The 20,588-nt window shown below is 73.0% G+C and carries 24 protein-coding genes; 8 read left to right on the top strand and 16 right to left on the bottom strand.

All coding sequences use genetic code 11. The features are described 5' to 3' along the window. Window positions 1-219: 219 nt before the first annotated feature. Window positions 220-1,251 carry a hypothetical protein gene (locus tag ACFZBX_RS11035; protein ID WP_391533031.1) on the bottom strand — a complete coding sequence of 344 codons (1,032 nt, stop codon included), beginning with the start codon at window positions 1,249-1,251 and terminating at the stop codon, window positions 220-222. 192 nt (window positions 1,252-1,443) lie between these two features. On the opposite strand from ACFZBX_RS11035, the gene ACFZBX_RS11030 reads away from it, so the two are divergent. Then, window positions 1,444-2,247 (top strand): thioesterase family protein, encoded by an 804-nt coding sequence (locus tag ACFZBX_RS11030; RefSeq protein ID WP_391533030.1) that lies wholly within the window; start codon window positions 1,444-1,446, stop codon window positions 2,245-2,247. On the opposite strand, the gene ACFZBX_RS11025 is transcribed toward ACFZBX_RS11030, so the two are convergent. After that, window positions 2,219-2,962 carry an NADPH-dependent F420 reductase gene (locus ACFZBX_RS11025; protein WP_391533028.1) on the bottom strand — a complete coding sequence of 248 codons (744 nt, stop codon included), beginning with the start codon at window positions 2,960-2,962 and terminating at the stop codon, window positions 2,219-2,221. The genes ACFZBX_RS11030 and ACFZBX_RS11025 overlap by 29 nt on opposite strands. 73 nt (window positions 2,963-3,035) lie before the next feature. Here ACFZBX_RS11025 and ACFZBX_RS11020 point away from each other — a divergent pair, with 73 nt between their 5' ends. Then, window positions 3,036-3,428 carry a winged helix-turn-helix transcriptional regulator gene (locus ACFZBX_RS11020; protein ID WP_391533026.1) on the top strand — a complete coding sequence of 131 codons (393 nt, stop codon included), beginning with the start codon at window positions 3,036-3,038 and terminating at the stop codon, window positions 3,426-3,428. Between the two features lie 32 nt (window positions 3,429-3,460). Here ACFZBX_RS11020 and ACFZBX_RS11015 read toward each other — a convergent pair whose 3' ends face one another. Next, the gene (locus ACFZBX_RS11015) at window positions 3,461-4,615 is read right to left on the bottom strand and encodes an MFS transporter (RefSeq protein WP_391533024.1); all 1,155 of its coding nucleotides are present in this window, start codon (window positions 4,613-4,615) and stop codon (window positions 3,461-3,463) included. Between the two features lie 205 nt (window positions 4,616-4,820). Here ACFZBX_RS11015 and ACFZBX_RS11010 point away from each other — a divergent pair, with 205 nt between their 5' ends. Genes ACFZBX_RS11010 through ACFZBX_RS11000 form a run of 3 tightly spaced genes read left to right on the top strand, consistent with a single transcriptional unit; the run spans window position 4,821 to window position 7,306 of the window. Continuing rightward, window positions 4,821-5,645 carry an NAD-dependent epimerase/dehydratase family protein gene (locus ACFZBX_RS11010; protein WP_391533022.1) on the top strand — a complete coding sequence of 275 codons (825 nt, stop codon included), beginning with the start codon at window positions 4,821-4,823 and terminating at the stop codon, window positions 5,643-5,645. A gap of 15 nt (window positions 5,646-5,660) precedes the next feature. Next, window positions 5,661-6,659, top strand: coding sequence for a YdcF family protein (locus tag ACFZBX_RS11005; protein WP_391533020.1), 999 nt, complete (start codon window positions 5,661-5,663; stop codon window positions 6,657-6,659). Continuing rightward, window positions 6,656-7,306, top strand: a complete 651-nt coding sequence (locus ACFZBX_RS11000; RefSeq protein ID WP_391533019.1) for an HAD-IA family hydrolase — start codon at window positions 6,656-6,658, stop codon at window positions 7,304-7,306. The genes ACFZBX_RS11005 and ACFZBX_RS11000 overlap by 4 nt, the downstream gene beginning before the upstream one ends. A gap of 18 nt (window positions 7,307-7,324) precedes the next feature. On the opposite strand, the gene ACFZBX_RS10995 is transcribed toward ACFZBX_RS11000, so the two are convergent. The 5 genes from ACFZBX_RS10995 to ACFZBX_RS10975 all read right to left on the bottom strand — a co-directional run bounded on the left by ACFZBX_RS10995 (window position 7,325) and on the right by ACFZBX_RS10975 (window position 11,235). Continuing rightward, complete coding sequence (locus tag ACFZBX_RS10995; protein ID WP_391533017.1) at window positions 7,325-7,858, bottom strand: hypothetical protein; 534 nt, start codon at window positions 7,856-7,858, stop codon at window positions 7,325-7,327. A gap of 83 nt (window positions 7,859-7,941) precedes the next feature. Further along, a complete protein-coding gene (locus ACFZBX_RS10990; RefSeq protein ID WP_391533016.1) occupies window positions 7,942-9,348 on the bottom strand; it encodes an aminotransferase class I/II-fold pyridoxal phosphate-dependent enzyme in 1,407 nt (468 codons plus the stop codon). A 132-nt stretch (window positions 9,349-9,480) separates the two neighbouring features. Continuing rightward, window positions 9,481-10,017: a hypothetical protein gene (locus tag ACFZBX_RS10985; protein ID WP_391533015.1), complete on the bottom strand. Its 537-nt coding sequence runs from the start codon at window positions 10,015-10,017 to the stop codon at window positions 9,481-9,483. A 122-nt stretch (window positions 10,018-10,139) separates the two neighbouring features. Continuing rightward, entirely contained in the window at window positions 10,140-10,577 is a 438-nt protein-coding gene (locus ACFZBX_RS10980) for a GNAT family N-acetyltransferase (RefSeq protein ID WP_391533014.1), read from the bottom strand. 43 nt (window positions 10,578-10,620) lie between these two features. After that, a complete protein-coding gene (locus tag ACFZBX_RS10975) occupies window positions 10,621-11,235 on the bottom strand; it encodes a class I SAM-dependent methyltransferase (RefSeq protein ID WP_391533012.1) in 615 nt (204 codons plus the stop codon). 280 nt (window positions 11,236-11,515) lie between these two features. Here ACFZBX_RS10975 and ACFZBX_RS10970 point away from each other — a divergent pair, with 280 nt between their 5' ends. Together ACFZBX_RS10970 and ACFZBX_RS10965 are read left to right on the top strand one after the other, a co-directional pair. Then, complete coding sequence (locus tag ACFZBX_RS10970) at window positions 11,516-12,283, top strand: SDR family oxidoreductase (protein ID WP_391533011.1); 768 nt, start codon at window positions 11,516-11,518, stop codon at window positions 12,281-12,283. A 323-nt stretch (window positions 12,284-12,606) separates the two neighbouring features. Then, window positions 12,607-13,791 (top strand): ROK family protein, encoded by a 1,185-nt coding sequence (locus ACFZBX_RS10965; RefSeq protein WP_391533009.1) that lies wholly within the window; start codon window positions 12,607-12,609, stop codon window positions 13,789-13,791. A gap of 146 nt (window positions 13,792-13,937) precedes the next feature. Here the strand turns inward: ACFZBX_RS10965 and ACFZBX_RS10960 are convergent, their stop codons facing one another. The 3 genes from ACFZBX_RS10960 to ACFZBX_RS10950 all read right to left on the bottom strand — a co-directional run bounded on the left by ACFZBX_RS10960 (window position 13,938) and on the right by ACFZBX_RS10950 (window position 15,687). Next, window positions 13,938-14,378, bottom strand: coding sequence for a hypothetical protein (locus ACFZBX_RS10960; RefSeq protein ID WP_391533008.1), 441 nt, complete (start codon window positions 14,376-14,378; stop codon window positions 13,938-13,940). Window positions 14,379-14,385: 7 nt separating this feature from the next. Then, window positions 14,386-14,634, bottom strand: a complete 249-nt coding sequence (locus ACFZBX_RS10955) for a hypothetical protein (RefSeq protein ID WP_391533007.1) — start codon at window positions 14,632-14,634, stop codon at window positions 14,386-14,388. A gap of 279 nt (window positions 14,635-14,913) precedes the next feature. Next, window positions 14,914-15,687: a GntR family transcriptional regulator gene (locus ACFZBX_RS10950; RefSeq protein ID WP_391533005.1), complete on the bottom strand. Its 774-nt coding sequence runs from the start codon at window positions 15,685-15,687 to the stop codon at window positions 14,914-14,916. 274 nt (window positions 15,688-15,961) lie between these two features. Between ACFZBX_RS10950 and ACFZBX_RS10945 the strand changes: the two genes are divergently transcribed. After that, a complete protein-coding gene (locus ACFZBX_RS10945; protein WP_391533004.1) occupies window positions 15,962-16,765 on the top strand; it encodes an exodeoxyribonuclease III in 804 nt (267 codons plus the stop codon). Window positions 16,766-16,892: 127 nt separating this feature from the next. Here ACFZBX_RS10945 and ACFZBX_RS10940 read toward each other — a convergent pair whose 3' ends face one another. The 5 genes from ACFZBX_RS10940 to ACFZBX_RS10920 all read right to left on the bottom strand — a co-directional run bounded on the left by ACFZBX_RS10940 (window position 16,893) and on the right by ACFZBX_RS10920 (window position 20,584). Then, complete coding sequence (locus ACFZBX_RS10940; RefSeq protein ID WP_391533002.1) at window positions 16,893-17,327, bottom strand: nuclear transport factor 2 family protein; 435 nt, start codon at window positions 17,325-17,327, stop codon at window positions 16,893-16,895. Between the two features lie 36 nt (window positions 17,328-17,363). Continuing rightward, window positions 17,364-18,035, bottom strand: a complete 672-nt coding sequence (locus tag ACFZBX_RS10935; protein WP_391533000.1) for an acyl-CoA dehydrogenase — start codon at window positions 18,033-18,035, stop codon at window positions 17,364-17,366. 129 nt (window positions 18,036-18,164) lie between these two features. Then, window positions 18,165-18,965 (bottom strand): 3-oxoacyl-[acyl-carrier-protein] synthase III C-terminal domain-containing protein, encoded by an 801-nt coding sequence (locus tag ACFZBX_RS10930; protein WP_391533084.1) that lies wholly within the window; start codon window positions 18,963-18,965, stop codon window positions 18,165-18,167. A gap of 34 nt (window positions 18,966-18,999) precedes the next feature. After that, a complete protein-coding gene (locus tag ACFZBX_RS10925; protein WP_391532998.1) occupies window positions 19,000-19,377 on the bottom strand; it encodes a hypothetical protein in 378 nt (125 codons plus the stop codon). A 16-nt stretch (window positions 19,378-19,393) separates the two neighbouring features. Further along, the gene (locus ACFZBX_RS10920; protein WP_391532996.1) at window positions 19,394-20,584 is read right to left on the bottom strand and encodes a peptidogalycan biosysnthesis protein; all 1,191 of its coding nucleotides are present in this window, start codon (window positions 20,582-20,584) and stop codon (window positions 19,394-19,396) included. Window positions 20,585-20,588: the final 4 nt, after the last annotated feature.

Genomic DNA, 20,588 nt, shown 5'->3' with positions numbered 1-20,588 from the left:
AGGTGTACGCCGTACACCTCAGAGGGAGGGGGATGATCGGGATGAACAGACGGACGGCCGCGACCACGGGCGCGCTGTTCCTCGTCACCGAAGTCGCCGCGGTGGCCGGGATGCTGCTCTACCGTCCGGCGCTGGACGGCGCCCCGTACGTCGCCGGCGGCGGCCCGGACGGGCGGGTGGCGGCGAAGACGCAGGAGGTCTTCGCGTGGGCCATGCCGCTCACCGCACGACCCGGCCGACCGCCCTCGCGACGACTCTCCCGTCCAGTCCTCCGTCCGCCACCGCCCGCTTGTCCTGGTAGGGGCAGGCCAGTTGCTGCTGGATGGTGTCGGAGAGCAGGTCCTCCTGCCCCTTGAGGGCGTCGGCGATCTCCTGGTCGACGGGGAAGACGAGTTCGGCGGCGACGTTGTCCTGCACGATCCGGGCGAGGTTGTCCAGGGCGGTGAGGACGGGGTCGGCGGGCGTCTCGGCGGTCGGCAGGTCGATGAGGTGGGTGGCCACGGCGGCCGGGTCCATGAACCGCCGGATGATGATGCTGTTCTGGTTGAGCACCGAGGTCGTCCACAGCGAGAGGACCACCACGTAGAGGCCCTTCCACCGCTGCTCCCCCACCCGGCTCCGCCAGCGCCGCATCACCGCCTCCACCCCGGCGATCTGGGCCTTGGCGGCGTGGTACATGTTGGTGCGGATGTCGCCGTACACGCCGCCGCTGAAGTCGGTGAAGGCCCTGATCAGTTCGGGGCCGGACATCGGCCGCTCGATGACCAGCGCGATGAACCGCAGCGCCGCGTCCAGGATCCGCCGCGAGGAGGCCGCGAGCGCGCGCGGCAGGCCGGCGGCGTCGAGTTGCTGCCGGGCGACGGTCAGCGTGGCCGCGAACTCCTGGAGCGGCCGCACCCAGCCCCGCCCCTCCGGGCCCTTGAGGTACGGGGCGAGGACGGTGAAGGTGCCGAGCGGCACATGGGCGATCGACTTCGCCAGCTCGAACACCTCGGCGACGGGGTGCAGCGACTCCCGCTCCCCGGCGTCCACGAGGGTGTAGCGGCCGCCCCGGGAGTCGTTCTGGACGACGATCACCGGGGTGAGGCGGGTGGTCAGATCGGCCTTCAGGGAGGCGTAGTTGCGCCGCATGTCGGCGTTGACGGCGAGCAGCGCGTCCCGCGCCCGCCGCTGCGGCGCGGACCGGAACGCCACCAGGTCGAGGTCGTGCGGATCGACGTCCGCTCCGTGGTCGTTCCGGTACTGCGCCATCGTGCGCCCCACTTCCCGGTCGCGGATCGTTCGCTCCCCACGGTCCCGGTCCCGACGTCCCGGCCGACAGGGCCCGTCGTCCCGTTCGCTCCCGGTTCGACCCGCTGTGCGGTAGATCACGGCGACCGCCGCCGCGCTCGGCGCCTACGATTCGGGAACGATGCACCAGCCCCGGTCGAGGAGACGGCACCCGTGACCACCAGCACGATCGCGCGCGAGAGCTACTACGAGCGGACGGGCGGGCACACCTTCAAGCCCACCGCGCACGCGGGCGGTGCGTGGAGCGCCGACGAGCAGCACTTCAGCCCGCTGGCCGGCCTGGTCGTGCACGCCGTGGACCGGTTCCTCGCCGGGCGCCCCGGTGGCCTGGTGCCCGCCCGGATCAGCTACGACATCCTCGGCCGGATCGCGCTCGACGAGTGCGAGGTCACCGTGGAGTCCGTCCGCCCCGGCCGCACCATCGAACTCCTCGAAGCCACCGTGGCGATCGGCGGACGCGCCGTCGTCCGGGCCCGGGTCTGGCTGCTGGCCGCCCTGGACACCTCGGCCGTCGCCGACAGCCCGCGCGAGCCGCTACCCGCGCCCGAGGACCTCCCCGACTGGGCCATGGACGACGCCTGGGACGGCGGCTACATCTCCTCGATCGACGTCCGCCGGGTGCCGCCGGCCCGCCGGGGCCGCGCGACGGCCTGGCTGACCTCGCGCGTCGACCTGGTCGCGGGCGAACCGAGCAGCCCCCTCGCCTCCTTCGTCGCGATGGTGGACACCGCCAACGGCATCGCCCCGCAGCAGGACCCGGCCGCGTGGATGTTCCCCAACGTCGACCTGACCATCCACCTCCACCGCACCCCGCGCGGGCCCTGGACCGGTCTGGACACCACCGTCACCTTCGGCCCGACCGGCCAGGGCCTCACCAGCACCGTGCTGCACGACGTGGACGGCCCGGTCGGTCAGGCCGAACAGATCCTCACCGTCCGTCCGCAGCCCCGCCCATAGCCACATCCGCAGCCACGCCCGTGGCCCCGCCCGTGGCCACGTCCCCTGCACTGCCGACCGGCGGGCCGGCCGGCTCGCCGGTCGCGTACGCCAGTGGCGGGGCGATCGCCTGCACGTCCGCGCCCTCGCCGACCCAGAGGCCGATGAACAGCGCGGCGGTCGCCTCCAGCAGGCCGGCCCGCTCCAGCCCGCCGCCGGCGACCGGCAGGCAGCCCGTGTCCCGCACCAGCCCGGACACCACGGCGAGGGCCGCCGGGTCGTCCCCGCAGAGCGGCACGGCCAGCGGCCTGCCGTCGAAGACCGGCGGGCGCATCCGCCACACGTCCTCGTGGCAGAGGTTGAACGCCTTGACCACCCGCGCCCCGGGGGCGGCGTCGGCAAGCCGGCGGGCGGCCGGCGGCCCGCCGTCCGTCAGCAGCCGGAAGCCGGGGCCGACGGGGTTGGAACAGTCGACCAGCACCGTGCCGTCCAGCTCCGCCCGCAGCTCCCGCACCACCTCCTCCCCCGCCCCGAAGGGCAGCGCGGCCAGCACCACCTCCCCGAAGGCGGCCGCCTCCCGCAGCCCGGCGGGCTCCGCCCCCGCCCCGAGCCGCCGCGCCAGCCGCCCGGCCCCGGCGGCATCCCGCCCGCCGACCGCCACCCGGTGCCCGGCCCGCACCCAGTGGGTGGCGAGCGCGTCCGCCATGTTGCCCGTTCCCAGCACACCGATCCTCATCGGCCGTCCCTCCGTTCGTCGTCCGCAACCGTCCCCACCGACGCTAGGGAACCCGTAGGGCACCATTCGGTACGTGTCCTCCTCCCACGCCTTCCTCGCCGACTGCCGGGCCCGGCTCGCCTTCGACCTGCTCTCCAACACCTGGAACGCCGTGGTGCTCTGGTCCCTGCGCGACGGCCCGCAGCGCCCGGTCGAACTGCGGGAGCGGATCGGCGGCATCAGCTCCAAGGTCCTCACCGAGACGCTGCGCCGCCTCCAGTTCAACGGCCTGGTCGACCGTCGCCCGCTGCCCGGCGCCCCGCCCGGCGTCGAGTACCGGCTCACCGCGCTGGGCCGCACCTTCCTCGCGCCGATCGACGCCGTCGGCGCCTGGGCGTTCGAGCACGGCGACGAGGTCCTGGCCGCCCAGGAACTCGGCGGTGACGAAGGGACCGGGCAGGCGCCTCCGTGGTCGGAGCCGTCCTGACGGCCGGTCGGCCGGCCGGCCGTGACGGCGGATCAGCGGACGCCCGCCAGCGGCTTCCCTCCCACGACGGCACCGACCGCCGTACGCCGCGCCCCGACGGCCGCCAGGACCCCCAGGGCCCCGATGGCGGCCAGCCCCCAGGGGATGACCCGCACGTCGTACCCGACGAACCAGCCGATCGCGGCCGGGAAGAGGATGCTGCCGGTCATCGAGGCCGAGATGACGAGCCCCACCGACCGCCGGCCGCCGCCGCGCTGCGCGATCCAGGCCAGACCGGTGGGGAAGACCGGCCCCAACGCCAGCCCGGCGAGCAGGAATCCGGCGACCGCCCCGTGCGGCAGAGACGCGAGGACCAGCGAGACGCTGGTCCCGGCGAGCCCGGCGATCACCAGGCCGGCCGTCGAGACCCTGCGGGCGAGGGCCACCGCGCCGAACTTCGACACCGCCGTGGCGCCCCAGAAGACGGCGACGATGCCCGCCGCGGCGGCCGGGCTGTGGCCCTGGCTCTGGATGTCCCTGGCGGCCCAGGCGCCGATCCCCGTCTCCAGCCCGCCGTAGGCGAGGTAGAGCAGCAGGAAGACGGCCAGCGGCCTCCCGCCGAGGGTCGCCCGCGACGCCCGCGCGTCCGCCGTCTCCTCATGGGTGCGCCACCCCGCGACCCGGGCCACCCGCAGGCAGAGCACGGCCCCGACGGCCGCCACCAGGAAGCCGTACGGCCGGCCCCACTTCAGGGAGGCCCCGGCCAGCAGAGGGCCGGCCACGGTTCCGAGCGCGAAGACCCCGTTGAGGAGGTTCACCATTCCCACGCCGTTCTCCTGACGGGCGAACACGTCGTTCACGGTGAGCACGACGTTGCCCGCCCCGAACCCGGCGAGCGCGCAGCCGACGAGGCCGGCGGAGATGTTCCCGGAGAAGTGGATCCCGGCGCAGCCCACCGCGAAGACGAGCGTGGCGGCGGGCAGCACCCGGCGGCCGACGGAGCGGGCCGCCGAGGCGATCACCATCGCGGCCAGACTTCCGGCGAAGAATGCGGTGATCAGATAGGGAACGCCCGCCGCGCCGGTCGGGTAGCGCTTTTCGAACAGGGGCAGCAACGGGCCGGTGCCGGCCTGGGAAACGCCGACGAGAAATAAGAGGAAGAGCGCCGAGCGGTATCCCTCGGCCTTTTTCCTGGGAGTTGCCGGCACTGCGCCTCCTGAAGAATCCTGGGCGAGTGGTGCGGAAGGAGCCTCCCGGGCCCGATGGTTCCCGAGGGAATTCCAATGGGTACATACGATCACGTGATGTACATCACGGCATCTTTCCCGCTCTTTCCGATTCGCCCGTGATCTGCCATAAAAGATACTGCGAAATGTACGCATCTCTTTCCGCATACCGCAACGGAGGAATGACATGCGCTGTGCAGTGACCGGGGGAGACGGGTTCATCGGTCGCTACGCGATGGAGTACCTGCGGGACCAGGGCCACGAGGCCGTTTCCATCGACCGCCGGTCCGGTGTCGATCTGCTGGACGCCAAGCTCAGGCCCGCCCTCGCCGGTGTCGACGGCGTGATCCATCTCGCCGGCGTCCTCGGCACCGAGGAACTCTTCTCCTCGGTCGAGGACGCCATCGACATCAACATCAAGGGCACCTACCGCGTACTGGAGGTGTGCCGCGAGAACGGCGCGCGGTTCGTCGGCATCACCATGCCGCAGGTGTGGCAGAACGTGTACCAGAGCACCAAGCAGTGCGCACAGAACCTCTCCTACGCCTGGCACGCGAACTTCGGCGTTCCGGTCAGCCACGTCAGGGCCTTCAACGCCTTCGGTGCGGGCCAGAAGCACTACGGGGTGCAGAAGATCGTGCCCACCTTCGCCGTCCGGGCGTGGAGCGGCCGGCCGATCCCGGTCTGGGGCGACGGCGAGCAGACCGTCGACCTGGTGCACTCCGCCGATCTCGGCCGGATGCTCGCCGAGGCGCTCGGCTTCGGTGACCGCGAGGTCTTCGACGGCGGCACCGGCGTCGCCTTCACGGTGAACGAGGTCGCCCGGATGGTCCTGGAGGTGACCGGGTCCAGGGCGGGCATCGAGTACCTGCCGATGCGCAAGGGCGAGACCCGCAACGCCGACCTGGTCGCGAAGGGCGAGGGCTGGGACCGGCTGGGCTGGCACCCGGAGTTCCGCGCGTCGGATCTGGAGCAGACGGTCCTGTCCTACCGTCGGTTCGCCGACTCCTGAGGCCTGGGGGGCTCCGTGGACCAGTTGTTCGAAGCCGTGGACCGGGCGCTGCCGCGCCGTCCGCCGGACGACCGCCGGGCGCGCCTCGCGCTCCAGGTGACCGGGACCGGCGGCGAGCCCCGGACGGGCGCGTCCTTCGGGTTGGTCTTCGGCGCCGACGACCTGCTGGGTTGCTGGTGGGGCGACTCCCCGTCGACCCGGCTGCGGCTCCGGCTGCCCGCCGAGCTGCCGGCGCGGTTCCGCGCGAACGGCGGCACGGTCACCGGCACCTCGCTCACCATGTCCGGCGCGGTCGGGTTCTCGGCCGACTGGGCCGAGCTGGCGGCGCTCCGGAACTGCGCGGACGGCCCGCTGTTCCAGGCGTACGTACGGGCTCTGGACGCCCGTCCGCCGGCCTCCGCCAAGGGGGCCGGACGGGCCGGCCGACGGGCGGTGGTCGTGCTCGCCGCGCCGAACGACGCCCACGGCACGCTGAGCACCATCGCCCGGGCCCGCACCCGCCGCGCCGTGGAACTGCTGGACACCCCCGGCACGCACCTGGTGCTGACCGGGGGCTTCGGCGCCCAGTTCAACACCACGGACCAACCGCACTGGCGGCACTGCGCCGCCTGGCTCGCCGGGCGGCCCGGCGGGCCGCCCCCCGTCCTCGCCTGCCTGGAGACCCGACACAGCTACGACGACGTCCTGTTCGCGGACGAGCTGGCACGGCATCATGGGATCGACGAGGTGCTGCTGGTGACGTCCGACCACCACGCGGCCCGGATCAGGTACCTCACGCGCCTGGTGAGGCCGGACTTCCGGGTCGTCGCGGTGTCCCACCCCGACCTCCCGGAGGAGGAGTCGGCCCGGCTCGGGCGGCACGACGCGGGCGCGCTCGGCAGGACGATCGCCTCGACGATCCTCTTCGGGCGCGACCACCTGCCGCTGCCGCTCCGCCGGGTGGCGGACGGCGTTCCGCACGAGGTCTGGCGCCTCGACACCACTGCCCCCGAAAGGACGACCGACAGCCCATGAGCCAGATCTTCTGCGAGCGCATCCTGTTCGACCTCGACGGCGTTCTCGTCGACTCGCTCCCGATCGTCGAACGCATCCTGCGCGACTGGGCGGCGGAGCAGGGCCTCGACGGCGACGACGCGGTGGCCAGGTCGCACGGCCTGCGCGACATCGACCTGATCGCGCTGATCGCCCCGCACCTGAACGCCGCCCACGAGGCCCGGGTCATCGCCGAGCGCGAGGAACGCGACTTCGACGGCATCCGGCCCATCCCCGGCGCACCCGCCCTGCTCGCCGCCCTGCCGGCCGACCGCTGGGGCGTCGTCACCTCAGGCACCCGCCGCGTCGCCCGCGGCCGCCTGGCCGCCGCCGGCCTCCCCGAACCGGGCGTCCTCCTCGCCGCCGAGGACTTCGACCGCGGCAAGCCCGACCCCGAGGGCTACCTCAAGGGCGCGGCCGCCCTGGGCACCGCCCCCGGCTGCTGCCTGGTCATCGAGGACGCCAAGGCGGGCGTGCAAGCGGCCCTCGCCGCCGGCATGCACTGCATCGGCCTGGGCGACGGCCTCTCCGGCCTGCCCGACGGCACCCTAGCGGCAGCGGTGAAGGACCTCACCCAGGTCCAGGTCAGCCCCCTCGACGAGGGCCTGCTGCTGCGGGTGGTGCGCTGACGCCCAGCACGGAACCCACTACCCCGGCGGTGGGCGCTCGTCGACGGGCCCGGCCAGGGTGTCGACGGGCCAGTACGGCGTGGTCCGCTCCTTGCGGGTGAGACCCGCCAGCTCCTCCGGCGGTTCGGCGCCGTCCCGCACGGCCGCGAGGTAGGCCCTGGCCTCCACCAGGCCCAGCCTCGGCGCGCGCCGCCGCAGGTGCCGCATCGCGGCCACCGCCCCGTCCGACCGCAGCAGCCCGCGCACCTCGGCGGCCAGCGGGTCGGGGCGCCGGACGCCCTTGGTCTGGAGCAGGTAGTGGTCCTCCCACCCCTCCTCCTGCCACCACGCCTCGGCGACGTAGTGCAGGCTCCCGTCCTCCCGGTCCACGAGGACGTGGCTGTTCCCCCCGACGATCCTGTCCCGTGCGGACCGGACCGGCCCCCAGAACACGAGCCACCCGACCTCGTACTCCTCCACCGCGTACACGGCCCGCTCGGGCCGCGTCCCCTCGGAGAGGTCCCCGGCCAGGTAGGACTCGACGAGTCCGACGGCACGCTCCTTGTCGATCACGCCCTCATCGTCCACCACGCGTCAACCGGTTATGGCGTAGGAAGTCGGCCCGGCCGACTTCCTACGCCATAACCGGTTGCCCCCTACTTCAGCAGGGCCAGCGCCTTCGCCACGCGGTCGATCGCCGTACAGACCACGTCCGGCTGGTAGGCCGTGAAGCACAGGCGGAAGAAACCGGGGGCGGGGCAGTGCATGGTCTGACCTGGGAGGAGGGTGACCTCCGTCGGTTCGCAGCGCAGGTACTCGAAGAGCCACTGCTCGTCGGGGTCCATGTCGTGGGGCGGGGTGAACTTCTGGGGCTCGCAGGGTGCCTTCCCCGCGCGCTTGCCCAGGTAGGCCGTCAGGTCGAGCCAGAAGAACTGGGCCGGGTTGTCGCCCTCCGTGTGGACGAAGTCGATCCCCTTCTCGACCAGCCTGGCCCGCACCTTCTCGAAGCTCTCGGTCAGCAGCTCCTTGTAGCGCCGCATCGCGTACGTCGTGTACAGCTCCGCGCCGGCCCCGTTCACCGTGCTCTCCAGCAACTCGCCCAGCACGTAGTGCTTCAGCGAGTCGACGGGGGTGAACCACGACATCGAGTGCCGCTTCTCCTCGATGTCCGCCGTTCCGGTCATCGCCCGCTGCACCGGCCCGTACCTCGACACCACGAAGCCCGTCCGGAACCCCGAGAGCCCGAAGTCCTTCGCGAACCCCCACACCACGTGGATCCGCTCCGGCGCCTTCCGGTACGCGTCCAGCGCGAACGCGCTCGTGAACGGCACCCGCACACCGTCGACCTGCGAGTGGCAGTAGATCTCATCCGAGATGATGTGCATGTCGGTCTCGTCCAGCACCCAGGCGTAGATCTCGTCCAGCAGTGGCTTCCCGTAGTTGACGCCCAGCGGGTTCTGCGGGTTGGTCAGCACGAGCAGCCTGGGGTTCTCGGCGTGCACGCGGTAGTACCGGTAGTACTCCTCCCTGATCGCGTCCAGCGTGAGCCGGAAGCGGTCCGGGCCCTCGGTGGGCAGCGGCACCGGGACGCAGGTCAGCTTGGGCCGCTGCTCGAACGACCAGTTGAACCCCTGCCAGTACGGCGCCGGCAGCAGCACCGCGTCGCCCTCCTTCAGCGGCGGCGGGCCGGTCTCCCCCGCTCTCGGCGGGTCCTGGAGCGCGAACGCGAGGCACTCCAGCGCCGACCCGACGCCGCCCGCGCCGAACACGTCGCCCCACGGAACCTCGACCCCGAAGGCCTTGGACAGCAGCGCCGCGACCTCCTGGCGCAGCGCCGGTGCGCCGTAGGGCGTGGCGTAGTGGATGTACTTCTCCGGCAGCAGGTCGATGTGGTCGAACACCATCTTCTGCATCGAGTCCTGGTAGACGAGGACGTTCTCCGCGACGGACAGGTTGATGGCCGTGTCCGGTTCCAGGTCACGATGGAGGGCGAGGGCCTGCTCGAAGTCGGGGATCCGGGTGAGGAGTTCGGTGAGCTCGGTCGGGCCGGGCGAAACGGTCATGGTGCGGTGACTCACTTCCAGGACGGGCGAATGCGGTTGGTTCGCATGCGGATGGCCAGTGGGGGCTCCAGCGCACCACGCCGCCGAAGCCCCCGCCAGCCGTTCGCGCCCATCCGGCGGCGGACCGGTTGCTCACTCCGTCCGCCGCGCCCTCCCCCGCACCCACGCGCCCCCGCTCACCACCAGCGCCGTGCCGAGCGCGTACACCGGCAGCCACCGCGTGGTCGTCGCCGACAGGCAGTCGTCCACCGCCACCCGGCTCTGCTGTTCCTGCGCGTACGCCACCGCCGCCGCGTCCTGCCCGGCCAGGCCGCCCAGCGCGGCCTGGGCGTGCAGGCTCTCGTACCGGCCCGCCTGCACGCACCCCTCCCTGGTGCCCGGCATCGGGAACAGCCAGTCCCACCGCTGCAGCGCCGGCGCCAGCGCGAGCGCCACGCACAGGCCCACCACCAGCGAGTACGCCGCCAGGTTCCAGCCGTAGCCCGCGGACCCCCGCGCCGGAGCCCGCCCGAAGGCCAGGACGACCGTGAGCAGCGTCAGCCCGAGATAGGCGGAGAACCACTCCCACGAGCCCTCCGCGAGCGAGAACGCCAGGACCACGCCGAGCGCGGTGCCGAGGACCCCGGAGTCGGCACCCCCGCCCTCCGCCGCACCGCCACGAACCCTCACCCGCGCACTCCCGCCTCCCGGCTACGGAGCACCAGCCTCCCGCGCGCACCCGCCGCCACCGCACCGACGCCGCCGTGCCGCCACCCGCACGGCCCAGTACCGTCCAGTACCGCCCAATTCCGTCAGGCGCCCGGCAGCGGTTTCACCCACCGCGTCCACTGCGGCTGCGGGCCGTACCCGGCGGCCCGCCAGGTCCGGTGGCCGAGCGCGTTCCCGTCCAGCACCATCGCGTCCGCCCGCCGGCCGCCGAGCGCGGCGAACCGTTCCTCCGCGGCCGCCAGCAGGGCGGCGCCGATGCCGCGCCGCCGGTGCTCCGGGTCGACGGCGAGCCGGTACAGGTGACAGCGCCAACCGTCCCAGCCCGCGATGACCGTGCCGAGCAGCACGGCCGGGTCGTCCGCCCGGACGGCGACCAGCAGGCAGTGCGGATCGCGGGCGAGCAACGCCGCCACGCCCGCCGCGTCGTCCGTGATGCTGGTGCCCTTGGCGGCGCGGGCCCAGAGGGTGAGCACGGCCGGAACCTCTTCGGGGACGGCGGTACGCAGGGTGAAGTCGATCACGGCGAACTGTCTACCAAGGCCACCCACCGGCCCGCCGGGAATTTCAGGAGCCGGACGGGCCGCCCGCCAGCTCCCACACCGTCGTCGTCTTCGACGCCGCGTCCTCCAGGTCCGCGACCACCGGCACCTCGTACGACGCCAGCGAAGCGAACCGCTCGCGCGGCAGGTAGGCCCGGCCGGGGTCGCCGACGATGACCGTCGCCCCCCGCGCCCGGGCGCGTTGCAGGAACGGCAGGAACCGCGCGGCCATCGTCCGCTCGTAGAAGACGTCCCCGGCGAGCACCACCTCCGCCGGCGCGCCGTCCCCGTCCAGCAGGTCCTCGACGGCGGCCGCGACCTCCACACCGTTGACGTCCGCGTTGGCCTCGATGGCGGCGACGGCGTACGCGTCGATCTCGGCCGCCCGCACCGACCGGGCACCGCGCAGCGCCGCCGCGATGCCCACCAGCCCGGAACCCGCCGCGAGGTCCAGCACCGTCCGCCCGGCGACCAGCCCGGGGTGGTCCAGCACATACCTGGCCACCCCGACGCCCCCCGCCCAGGCGAACGCCCAGAACGGCGGCGGCAGCCCGCGCTCACCGCGCGCCGACTCGGTCGTCTCCCACAGCGCGATGGCGTCCTCCGCCATGTGCAGCCGCACCTCAGGCACGAACGGCACCGGCCCCACCCGGGTCTGCGCCCGTACGAACTCCCGATCCGACAAAATGGCCGCCCCCGAACCAACCGGGCGTGTCTCGCTCAGCATGCGCAGCAGCATAGGGCCCCTGAGCAGCCACCCCGTACACGCGCCACCCGCCGAGGCTCCGTCACATTAAATCCTCCTTGTCTCAAGCGAAATGACGGATGGTCTGCTGTTCGAACCGGCCACCGGGGCGGGCGGTGGGCGGTAGGTTCTCCCTGGAGCCGGTGTGCGGCCGGCGGGGAACGGGGTGTTCTGGATGGCGGAGAAGGTGACCGCGGACGGGGTGCTGGCGGGTCGGGCGGCGGTCGTCACGGGTGGCTCGCGCGGGATCGGGCGGGCCGTGGTGGAGCGACTGGCGGCGGACGGCGCGGACGTGGTGTTCGGGTACGCGCACGACGGCGCGGCGGCGGAGGAGGTGGTGCGCGCCGTGGCCGCGCGCGGCGCCGGGCGGGCGCACGCGGTGCGGGCCGACCTCGGTGAAGCGGACGGCGCGGAGCGGCTGATGGCGGCGGCCGAGGAGGACCTCGGCGGGCTGGACATCCTCGTCAACAACGCGGCGGCCTCCTTCACCCGGGCGCCGCTCGCCGAGACCGAGGCCGCGGAGTTCGACGCCGTGCTCGCCGTCAACACCCGCGCGGTGTTCCTGACGCTGCGGTACGCGGCGCGGCGGATGCGCGACGGCGGGCGGATCGTGAACGTCTCCAGCCTCAACACCCGCCGCCCGGTGCCCGGCATCGCCCCGTACCTGGCCAGCAAGGGCGCGCTGGAGCAGTTGACGGAGGCCGCGGCGCTGGAACTCGGGCCGCGCGGGATCACCTGCAACACCGTCTCCCCCGGGCCGGTGGAGACCGAGCTGCTGCGGTCCACCAATCCCCCGCAGGCGCTGGAGACGGTGGCCGGGCTGACGCCGCTGCGACGGCTCGGGCAGCCGGCGGACGTCGCGGACGTCATCGCGTTCCTGGTCGGCCCGGACGGCCGGTGGGTGTCGGGGCAGAACCTCGGCGCGACCGGCGGCCTGCGCTGACGGTCGCCGACCCCCGGCAGTGGCAGGGGCGGAAAGGGTAGGGTCACGCACTGCCACCCGATCCGTACCATTTCGATACCGAAGCCTGGATGAGCTGGGAAGATGCTCGCCGGGCGGGCCGGAGCCCCGGTAGCATCCGGCTCAGGCCAACCGGACCGGCGCAGGCGGCGCAGCACCGCCGTGCCGTGCCACCGGGCGGCGGAAACCCGCGGGTGCGCCCGGGGGCGGACCCCGGCACGACCGGCCGGTGGCGCCGTCCGAGGGCACCCGTGTACACGGCACGCGCGCAAGGGCAGTCGCGCGGAACGGCGAAGGGCAGCGTCTTGGCGGACAGACTCACCGGTGGCGACTCCTCACTCCTGCGGCGGATCAACGCGGCGGTGACCCTCCGGGCGCTGCGCGAGGGCCATGCGGTGACCCTGACCCGGCTGGTCGGGGACACCGGACTGTCCCGGCCGACGGTCGAGGGCGTGATCGAGGGACTGGTGGAGACCGGCCTGGTCGCCGAGGTCGAGCAGCCGCAGGCGGGCGGTCAGCCCGGTTCGGGGCGGCGCGGCCGGCCGGCCCGGTGGTTCCGGTTCCGGGCGGAGGCCGGGCACATCCTCGGCATCGAGATCGGGGTGCACGACATCCGGATCATCCTCGCCGACCTCGCCGGCGAGGTGGTGGGCACCCACTTCCGGCCGGTCGAGGAGACCCTGGACGCGGAGGAACGGCTCAGCACCGTACGGTCGGTGGTCGCGGAGGTACTGCGCAAGGCGGGCGTCTCCCGGGACAACCTGTGGGCGGTGGGCGTCGGCACGCCGGGCATCGTCGACCGGGACGGCACCGTGCAGTTGGGCACCGCGATGCCCGGGTGGACGGGGCTGGACCTCGGCGCGCGGCTGCGGCGCTCGTTCCGCTGCCCGGTGATGATCGAGAACGACGCCAACCTCGCCGCGATCGCCGAGCACTGGCAGGGCGCGGCGGTCGGCGCCGACGACGTCGTGTTCGTCATGGCCGGCCTCAGCCCGGGCGCCGGATCACTCATCAACGGCCGCCTGCACCGCGGCTTCGGCGGCGCGGCGGGCGAGATCGGCGCGCTGCACCTGCTGGGCCAGGAGGTGACGCCGGAACGGCTGCTCTCCACCACCGGCAAGCCGCTCAACCCGCTGGACGAGGCGGCGGTGGCACGGGTGCTGAAGCTGGCCCGCGAGGGCGACGCGGTGGCGAAGGTCGCGACCGACCGCTTCCTGACCCGCCTGGTGCAGAGCGTCGCCGCCCTCGTCCTGGCCATCGACCCGCAACTGGTCGTGATCGGCGGCTGGGCCGCCGGCCTCGACGGCGTCCTCGACCCCCTCCGCGAACGCCTCGCCCAGTTCACCCTCCGCGCCCCCGAGGTGGCCCTGGCCGCCCTCGGCTCGGAGGTCGTCGCCATGGGCGCGCTCCGGGTCGCCCTCGACCAGGTCGAGGAGCAGCTCTTCGCCGTCAACCCCCCGACGGCGGAACCGGCTTCGGCCCGCGCCTGAGCAGCTCGCTCGCCCCGCCCCGGCCACCCGCCCGTGACGGCCTCCGGCAGCATGCGGTCCGCCGGAGGCCGCCGTCCACGAGGCCCCGGTGGAACGCGACGCCGTCGATCGACCTCACCGGCTCGATCGTCAGACCGGTCCGATCGTCAGACCGGTCCGAAGTCCGGGCCGGTGACGTCGATCGTCAGGGTGTTGTCGCAATTGTTGGTGAAGGTGGCCAGCGGCCATTCGACGGCGATCGCAACGAGCTCGTTGCAGAGCAGGTGAACCAACCACACGAGACTGCCGTCGAAGTCGAGCCGCGCGAAGAAGCCGTCCGAGCCGTGCGAACCGCCCCCACTCACCAGGCGCCCGGACCCGTCCGGGAGGGCGGCCTCCGCGAAGACGTAGGCGCAGGCGGTCCACTCCGGGTCCTTCGCCAACAGGGCGCCCAGGTCGATCGGCTCCCCCAGGGCGAAGTCGGTCAGCTCCGCGTCGTCGCAATCCGCCTCCCGCCCGGTGCCGTCCGCCCGGAACAGCCCGCACTCGACCGGCATCTCGCCGGCCGCCCACAGGGACACGATCGCGGAGGCGGCCTCTCCTCCCATCGGCCCCTCAGCCGCCCAGCCTGCGCTGCGCCACCTCGAACGCCCAACGGACGAACGCCACCGGCAGGACGTCCACCTCCGGGGGGACACTGACCACCGCATCCGCCCAGGTGCCCTCCTCGGGCCTGATGACCGCGAGTACGGAGCCCGCCTCGTCGAGCCGCGCATCGCGGAACTCGACGATCCAGGTATCGGGGTTCGAGCCCTCCGACTCGATGACCCTGACCGGTCGGCCGTCGTAGTACTCCATCGCCATGCCGCTCCCCTCCCGTCGGCGTCGGCGGACCCGGGCCAGGGGCCGCACGAGGTGACCCGCGCAAACAGTCGCGCAGCTATCGCCGGTATCGTCCGTAGCCTACCGACCCTTGCGCCGCCCGCCCGGGCACGATCCCGAACGGTTGCCCCTCGTTCAGGCAACCGTGACCGGCAGGCGGAGCCTCAGGCTCCCGGGGTGAACAGGGCCGGACGGAGACGGCCCAGGCCCGGGCGCCTGGCGGGGCGCTCGGGCCTGGGCCTGAGGGTTTTCGGGAGTGGTTCAGGAGGCGGCGGCACCCACGGGGGTGGCGCCGACCGGGGTGACCTCGACGAGGCCGGTCGACCCGAAGGTCAGCTTGCAGGTGTCCGCGCGGTAGGTGGAGACGGCGAGCGCGACCAGCCGGCCGGCCGCGACGTACTGGGTGGTCATCACCAGGACCGGCGAACCGGGCGGGCGCTCCAGCAGTGCAGCCTGCTCCGCCTCGGCGACGCCCAGCTCGACGGAGCGGGACTCGCCGTCGACCTCCAGGCGCTCCAGCTGGCGCAGCACCGAACGGGCGCGGTCGCTCTCGGCGCGGAAGCCGGGCAGGTGCGGCAGCGCGGCGGCCGGCACGTGCAGCGACTCGGTGGCCATGACCCGCCCCTGCACGAGGCGCACCCGGCGCACGGTGTGCACGGGGGCGTCCTCGGCGACACCGAGCGCCTCGGCCAGTCGCCGGGCGGCCGGGGCGGTGGCGCAGTCGACGGTGCGCCAGGCCTGGCTGCGGGCGGCGCCGGGCCAGCCCTCCTCCTGCCGGTTCACCGGGACGCCGACCCGGGGGGCGGCGATCAGGGTGCCGATCCCGCGCCGGCGGACCAGGCGGCCCTCCAGCTCCAGCTGGTCGAGCGCCTGCCGCAGGGTGGCCCTGGCGACACCGAAGCGGGCGGCGAGCTCGCGCTCGTTCGGCAGGATCTGGCCGATGGCGAACTCCGTGTCGATGGCGCGGAGCAGCACCGTGCGCAGGTGCCAGTACTTCGGTTCCGGTACCGCCGTGAGCTGTCCTGTCGTTCCCACCGTGTCCTCCACCCTGGTGTCGTCCGCCCTGCTGAAAGAGGGCGGATCCCGGCCCGCTGTCCGCTGTTGCGGCAGGTGGGAGAGCGGGCTTTTTCCGTCCTTCTTTATTAAAGGTCCTTGCAGTAAGTGACCCTAGGGGCTCGATCGGGAGATGGTCAAGACCAATGGCGTGGCGCGACGGGACTCACGCACAGATTCATGGTGCGTTCACGTCAGCTCCGCAACCGGACGCGTCGCGGCACGGCCCGCGCGCGGCAGTGGGTAGGCTGCCCGAGTGATCGTGGTGACGAGTGTGAACGTGAACGGAATCCGGGCGGCGGCCAAGAAGGGCTTCATCGAGTGGCTGGCCGCCACCGAGGCGGACGTGGTCTGCCTCCAGGAGGTGCGCTCCGAGCCCGAGCAGCTACCGGTCGAACTGCGCGACCTGGACGGCTGGCACACAGTGTGGGCCCCGTCCGCCACCAAGGGCCGGGCCGGCGTGGCGATCCTCTCCCGGGCGGAGCCGAGCCGCACGGTCATCGGCTTCGAGTCGGCCGAATTCGACAATTCGGGCAGGTACGTCGAAATCGACCTGCCGGGCCTGACCGTCGCCAGCCTCTACCTCCCCTCCGGCGAGGTCGGCACCGAGCGCCAGGACGAAAAGGAACGCTTCATGGCGGAGTTCCTCGTCCACCTCCACAAACTCCGCACCCGCGCCGCCGCCGACGGCCGCGAGGTCGTGGTCTGCGGCGACTGGAACATCGCCCACCGCCCCGAGGACCTCAAGAACTGGAAGGCCAACCAGAAGTCCGCCGGCTTCCTCCCCGAGGAACGCGCCTGGCTCTCCCGCGTCTACGACGAGGCCGGCTACACCGACGTCGTCCGCCACCTCCACCCCGACCGCACCGGCCCCTACTCCTGGTGGTCCTACCGCGGCCGCGCCTTCGACAACGACACCGGCTGGCGCATCGACCTCCAGGTCGCCACCCCCACCCTCGCCGCCCGCGCCACCGACGCCCGCGTCGAGCGCGCCGAGACCCACGCCGAACGCTGGAGCGACCACGCGCCCGTGAGCGTGGTCTACGACCTGGAGAGCTGACCCCGGCCGAACGGCCGGGCTGCCCGAGAACGGCGGCCCGGCCGTGCCAACCCTTGATCGCGACGCCGCCGCAGGCAGGACCAGCGGATCGGCACCGACCCCGGACAAGCCCCGCCCTCCCCCGCGGTCAAGGGGTGACCGGGCGAGGGCTCTCGGCCTCCCGCTGTCGCAGGATCTCCGAAAGGCCGGGCCACTTGACCGTGTCGACGTAGGAGTGGTCGGAGATGACTCTTCCGTCGCGGAACCTGAGAACAGCGCACCAGTAGGTCTCCCACGGTCGGCCGTCTTCCGGGTCCGATCCGGACAGCACGCATTCGACCGTGACGGTGTCGTCTTTCGCGATCGAGCGGAGGATTCGGGCGCGACGGTCGGGGGCCTTGGTGAGGATGTAGGACTCCGCTCGATGGAGTTCGGCCTTGTCGGTGGTCTCCAGGAAGCCCGGCAGGAGCAGCGTCGCGCCGTCCTCGTACAGTTCGTTGATGAGGCGGTGGACGTCGGTGTTGTAGAGCTCGATCCACAGGTCCGTCAGTGCGAGGTTGCGGCTCTCTGTCGGTGTCGACACGGTGGTCTTCCTTCGTCGGCGCGGGGTGTGTCCTGCTCATGCGTCGGGCCAGGTGAGCGAGTGCGCGAGGGCCGACGGGTAGTCGGCTTGCGTCATGGGGGCCCTGACGATGCCGGGCGGGTAGCCGAATGCCTCGGCGAGGAGGAGCGCATGGGGTGCGAGCTGGTCGCACAGCCGGTCGGTCGTTGTTGCGATGCGTCGGTATTCGTCGGGGGTCAGGAGGCCCTCGCTGATCAGCCAGGCGGCGTGGCGCGTGGTCTGGTCGAGTGAGTAGACGGCAGTCAGCTTGCCGAGGATCGATCGGGCTCGCGCGTCATCATGGGTGTCGGTGTCCGTCATGGCGCTGTGGGCGGCCAGATTGAGCCCGTGGGCGATGCCGAGGTCCCTCAGGGCTGGGGTGGCCTCGTTCCAGACTTCGAAGGAGGCGCTGTCCGCTCCGCCGGATGCCCCTGCGAGCTTCGTCACCAGTTCTGTCGTGAGCCGGTGCTCGCGCGTGTCGATGAACTCCTGCCACAGCCGGGGGTCGTCGAGCCCGGGGCGGACGGACCGACGCAGTTGGGGTTCAGTGGCAGGGCTGTTCCGTGCCGTGTTGACGAGGGCCTGCGCGGTGTCCAGGGCGATGAGGAGGTCGTCGCCGGTGGCCGCGTGGAAGGCGATGGCAAGGCCCTGGTACTGCCACCCCGGAACGTAACCGGCATTCCGCGGCAACTTCGTCGAGGGTCACCGCTGTCAGGGCTTTGGTTACGCGGCGGTCATCGTGGCGGTGGAGACCGAGGTGACGGGCAGACACTGGCCGAGCGCCTCGATCCTGCTGTGGCGCATGTCGGGCCACCCCCTTCAGGAGCCGTCCTCGCCGAGGTGCCACGGCCGGTGGTCGGGTAGGCGAACGGCCTGCCCCGCGTACGCGAGCCCCGCGCCGAAGCCGACCAGTACCGCCCAGCCTCCCGGACGGACCGCTCCGGAATCCACCAGACGGTGGAGGGCCAGCGGGACGGCCGCGGAACTGGTGTTGCCGGTGACGCGCACGTCATCGGCGACCACCACGTGGCCGGGCGCCTCCAACAGCTTCACCAGTCTCTGGATCAGCAGCCAGTTCGCCTGGTGCGGGACGAACGCGGAGACGTCGCCCCAGTCGATGCCGTTCGTCCTCAGGATCTCCTCGACGACCCCGGGGATCGTGGAGTACACCCATCGGGTAATGGCCAGTCCGTCCATCCGGACCGCCGGCCGCGGTTCCGCCGGGCCCGCGCTCAGCACCGGGGGACGGACTTCCAGCGCCGCCGCCTTGTCGCCCAGCGAACCCCAGACCACGGGTCCGATCCCCGTCTCCGCCCGGCCTTTGCCCACCAGGACGGCCGCGGCGCCGTCGGCGAACACCGGTGCGGTCACCCGGTCGTCGGGGTCGACGAGGTCCAGCATCCGGTCGACACCGATCACCAGGACCGTTGCCACCGTGCCCGCCTCGATCAACGAGTGGGCCAGGTGCAGCGCGTAGCGGAAACTGGCGCAGGCGACGTTGATGTCGAAGGCCGGGACGCCCAGACCGAGCGCGGCGGCGACCTGGGCGGCCACGGTCGGCAGGGGCTGGGGGTTCGTCACCGTCGCGACGATGACCGCGCCCACGCGCTGAGCGGGCAGTCCGCGAGGTGTCCACCTGATCCGTGGAGTGCGCTCAGTGGTCCGTACCGCCGCTGCCGAGGCCGGGGAGGCGGTCGAAGCCGAGGGGCACCGGCGGGTCGTCGTGCAGTGACGCGTCGATCAGTTGCCACCAGCGGCCTTGTTCGACGCGGCGTCGTTCCCAGGCCGGGTCGCGGCCGCGTTCGGAGACCTGGCGGCGGTACCGGCCCCAGGCGGCCTCGTCCGCGAAGGTGACGGTGTGCTCGATGGTGTGGACGTCCGCACCGATCGTGCGGACCGTCCATCGGGTGGCGAGCACGGTGTCGAGGCCCTCGTAGAACCACTGCTCGCGGTCCCGTGCCCAGGACCAGAACGCCTCGGGGTCGCTCGCCGCCGCGTCGGTGAGCCGGATGTGGTAGACGAGGTAGAGCACGAGGTGTTCCTCCGGTCTAGGCGGTGGTGGCGGATCGGCCGGCTTCCCAGCCGTCCCAGGCGGCGCCGAGGGCGTGTTGCCGGGTGCGGCACCGATCGCGCCACCGCCGGACCGTCCGTGCGTTGAGGGCGTCGATGACCTCCCGGCCGGCCACGGGGGCGTCGAGCGGGAGCAGGACGGCGCCCAGGGGGTCGAGGACGGCGCCCCTGCGGACCTTGAGTTCCGGAGCGGAGACGGCCAGCCGGTAGCGGCGCAGACCGTGGGCGGCGGCGAAGTCGACGGGAGCGCAGTAGGTCAGGGCGAAGTACTCGCAGGCCGGCCGGCTCCTCCGGTAGTCGAACCCGTAGTACCGGGCGTAGAGGCGGTCGTGGTGGCGGTAGCAGACGGTGACGGCGACCGGTCGGCCGTCCCGGAGGCCGAAGCAGCCGATCGCCTGGTCCAGGACTCCCGAGGCGCGCTGGGCGGCGAACGACCGCTCCATCCACCCGACATCGGCGGTGCCGCCGTAGCGCGCCCGGTTCTGCGTCACCAGGTACGCGGCCTCCCGGGCGGCCCGCGCGCCGAGCGGCGACCATTCGACGGCGGTGCCGCCGCGCGCGCACGCCCGCAGCTCTGCCCGGCGGCGGGTCCGGTCGTGCTGGCCCGCCGCGGCCAGCAGCTCCTCGAAGCCGCCGGGCGGGACGTCCAGGTTGGCGTCCGCGTCGTGGAGCAGGGCGCGGGCACCGGGGTGCGCGTCGGCGAGCTCCCGTGCGTCGTCCGCGGAAAGGTAGGGCATGACGACGCCTGCCGCACCACAGGAGGCGGCCAGACCGAGTGCGCCCCGCAGGAGGGCGCGGAGCGTCACCCCGCGCAGGGGGCCCCGCACGCAGACGAGTTCGTTGAAGACCGAGCGCCTGGCACCCAGCCAGAGGTAGTCCGCCGGCCGGTCGACCTCGATACCGGCGGCCAGCCCCGACAGGTGGAACAGGCCGGGCGCGTCGCGCTCGCCGGGCCAGGTGGGCAGTGCGCCCAGCAGCCTGCCGCCGAGGGAGGCCGTCACGACCGGACCTTCGCCGTGGGCGATCTCCAGGCCGCGCAGCCACGGGCGGCTGTTGTAGAAGTTGTCCGGTCCCACGAGCGCGTTCCACTGGCCCCGCTCGATCGCGGCGAGGGAGGGCGCGATGGCGACGTGAACGGCTTCGGTGCGGGGCAGGGTCCGTTCGGGCATGGGA

Source organism: Kitasatospora sp. NPDC008115 (assembly GCF_042957205.1).
In the GTDB taxonomy this organism is placed as follows: Bacteria; Actinomycetota; Actinomycetes; order Streptomycetales; family Streptomycetaceae; genus Kitasatospora.
The sequence above is the reverse complement of the archived record's forward strand: the minus strand, read 5'-3'. Positions and strand labels throughout refer to the sequence as shown.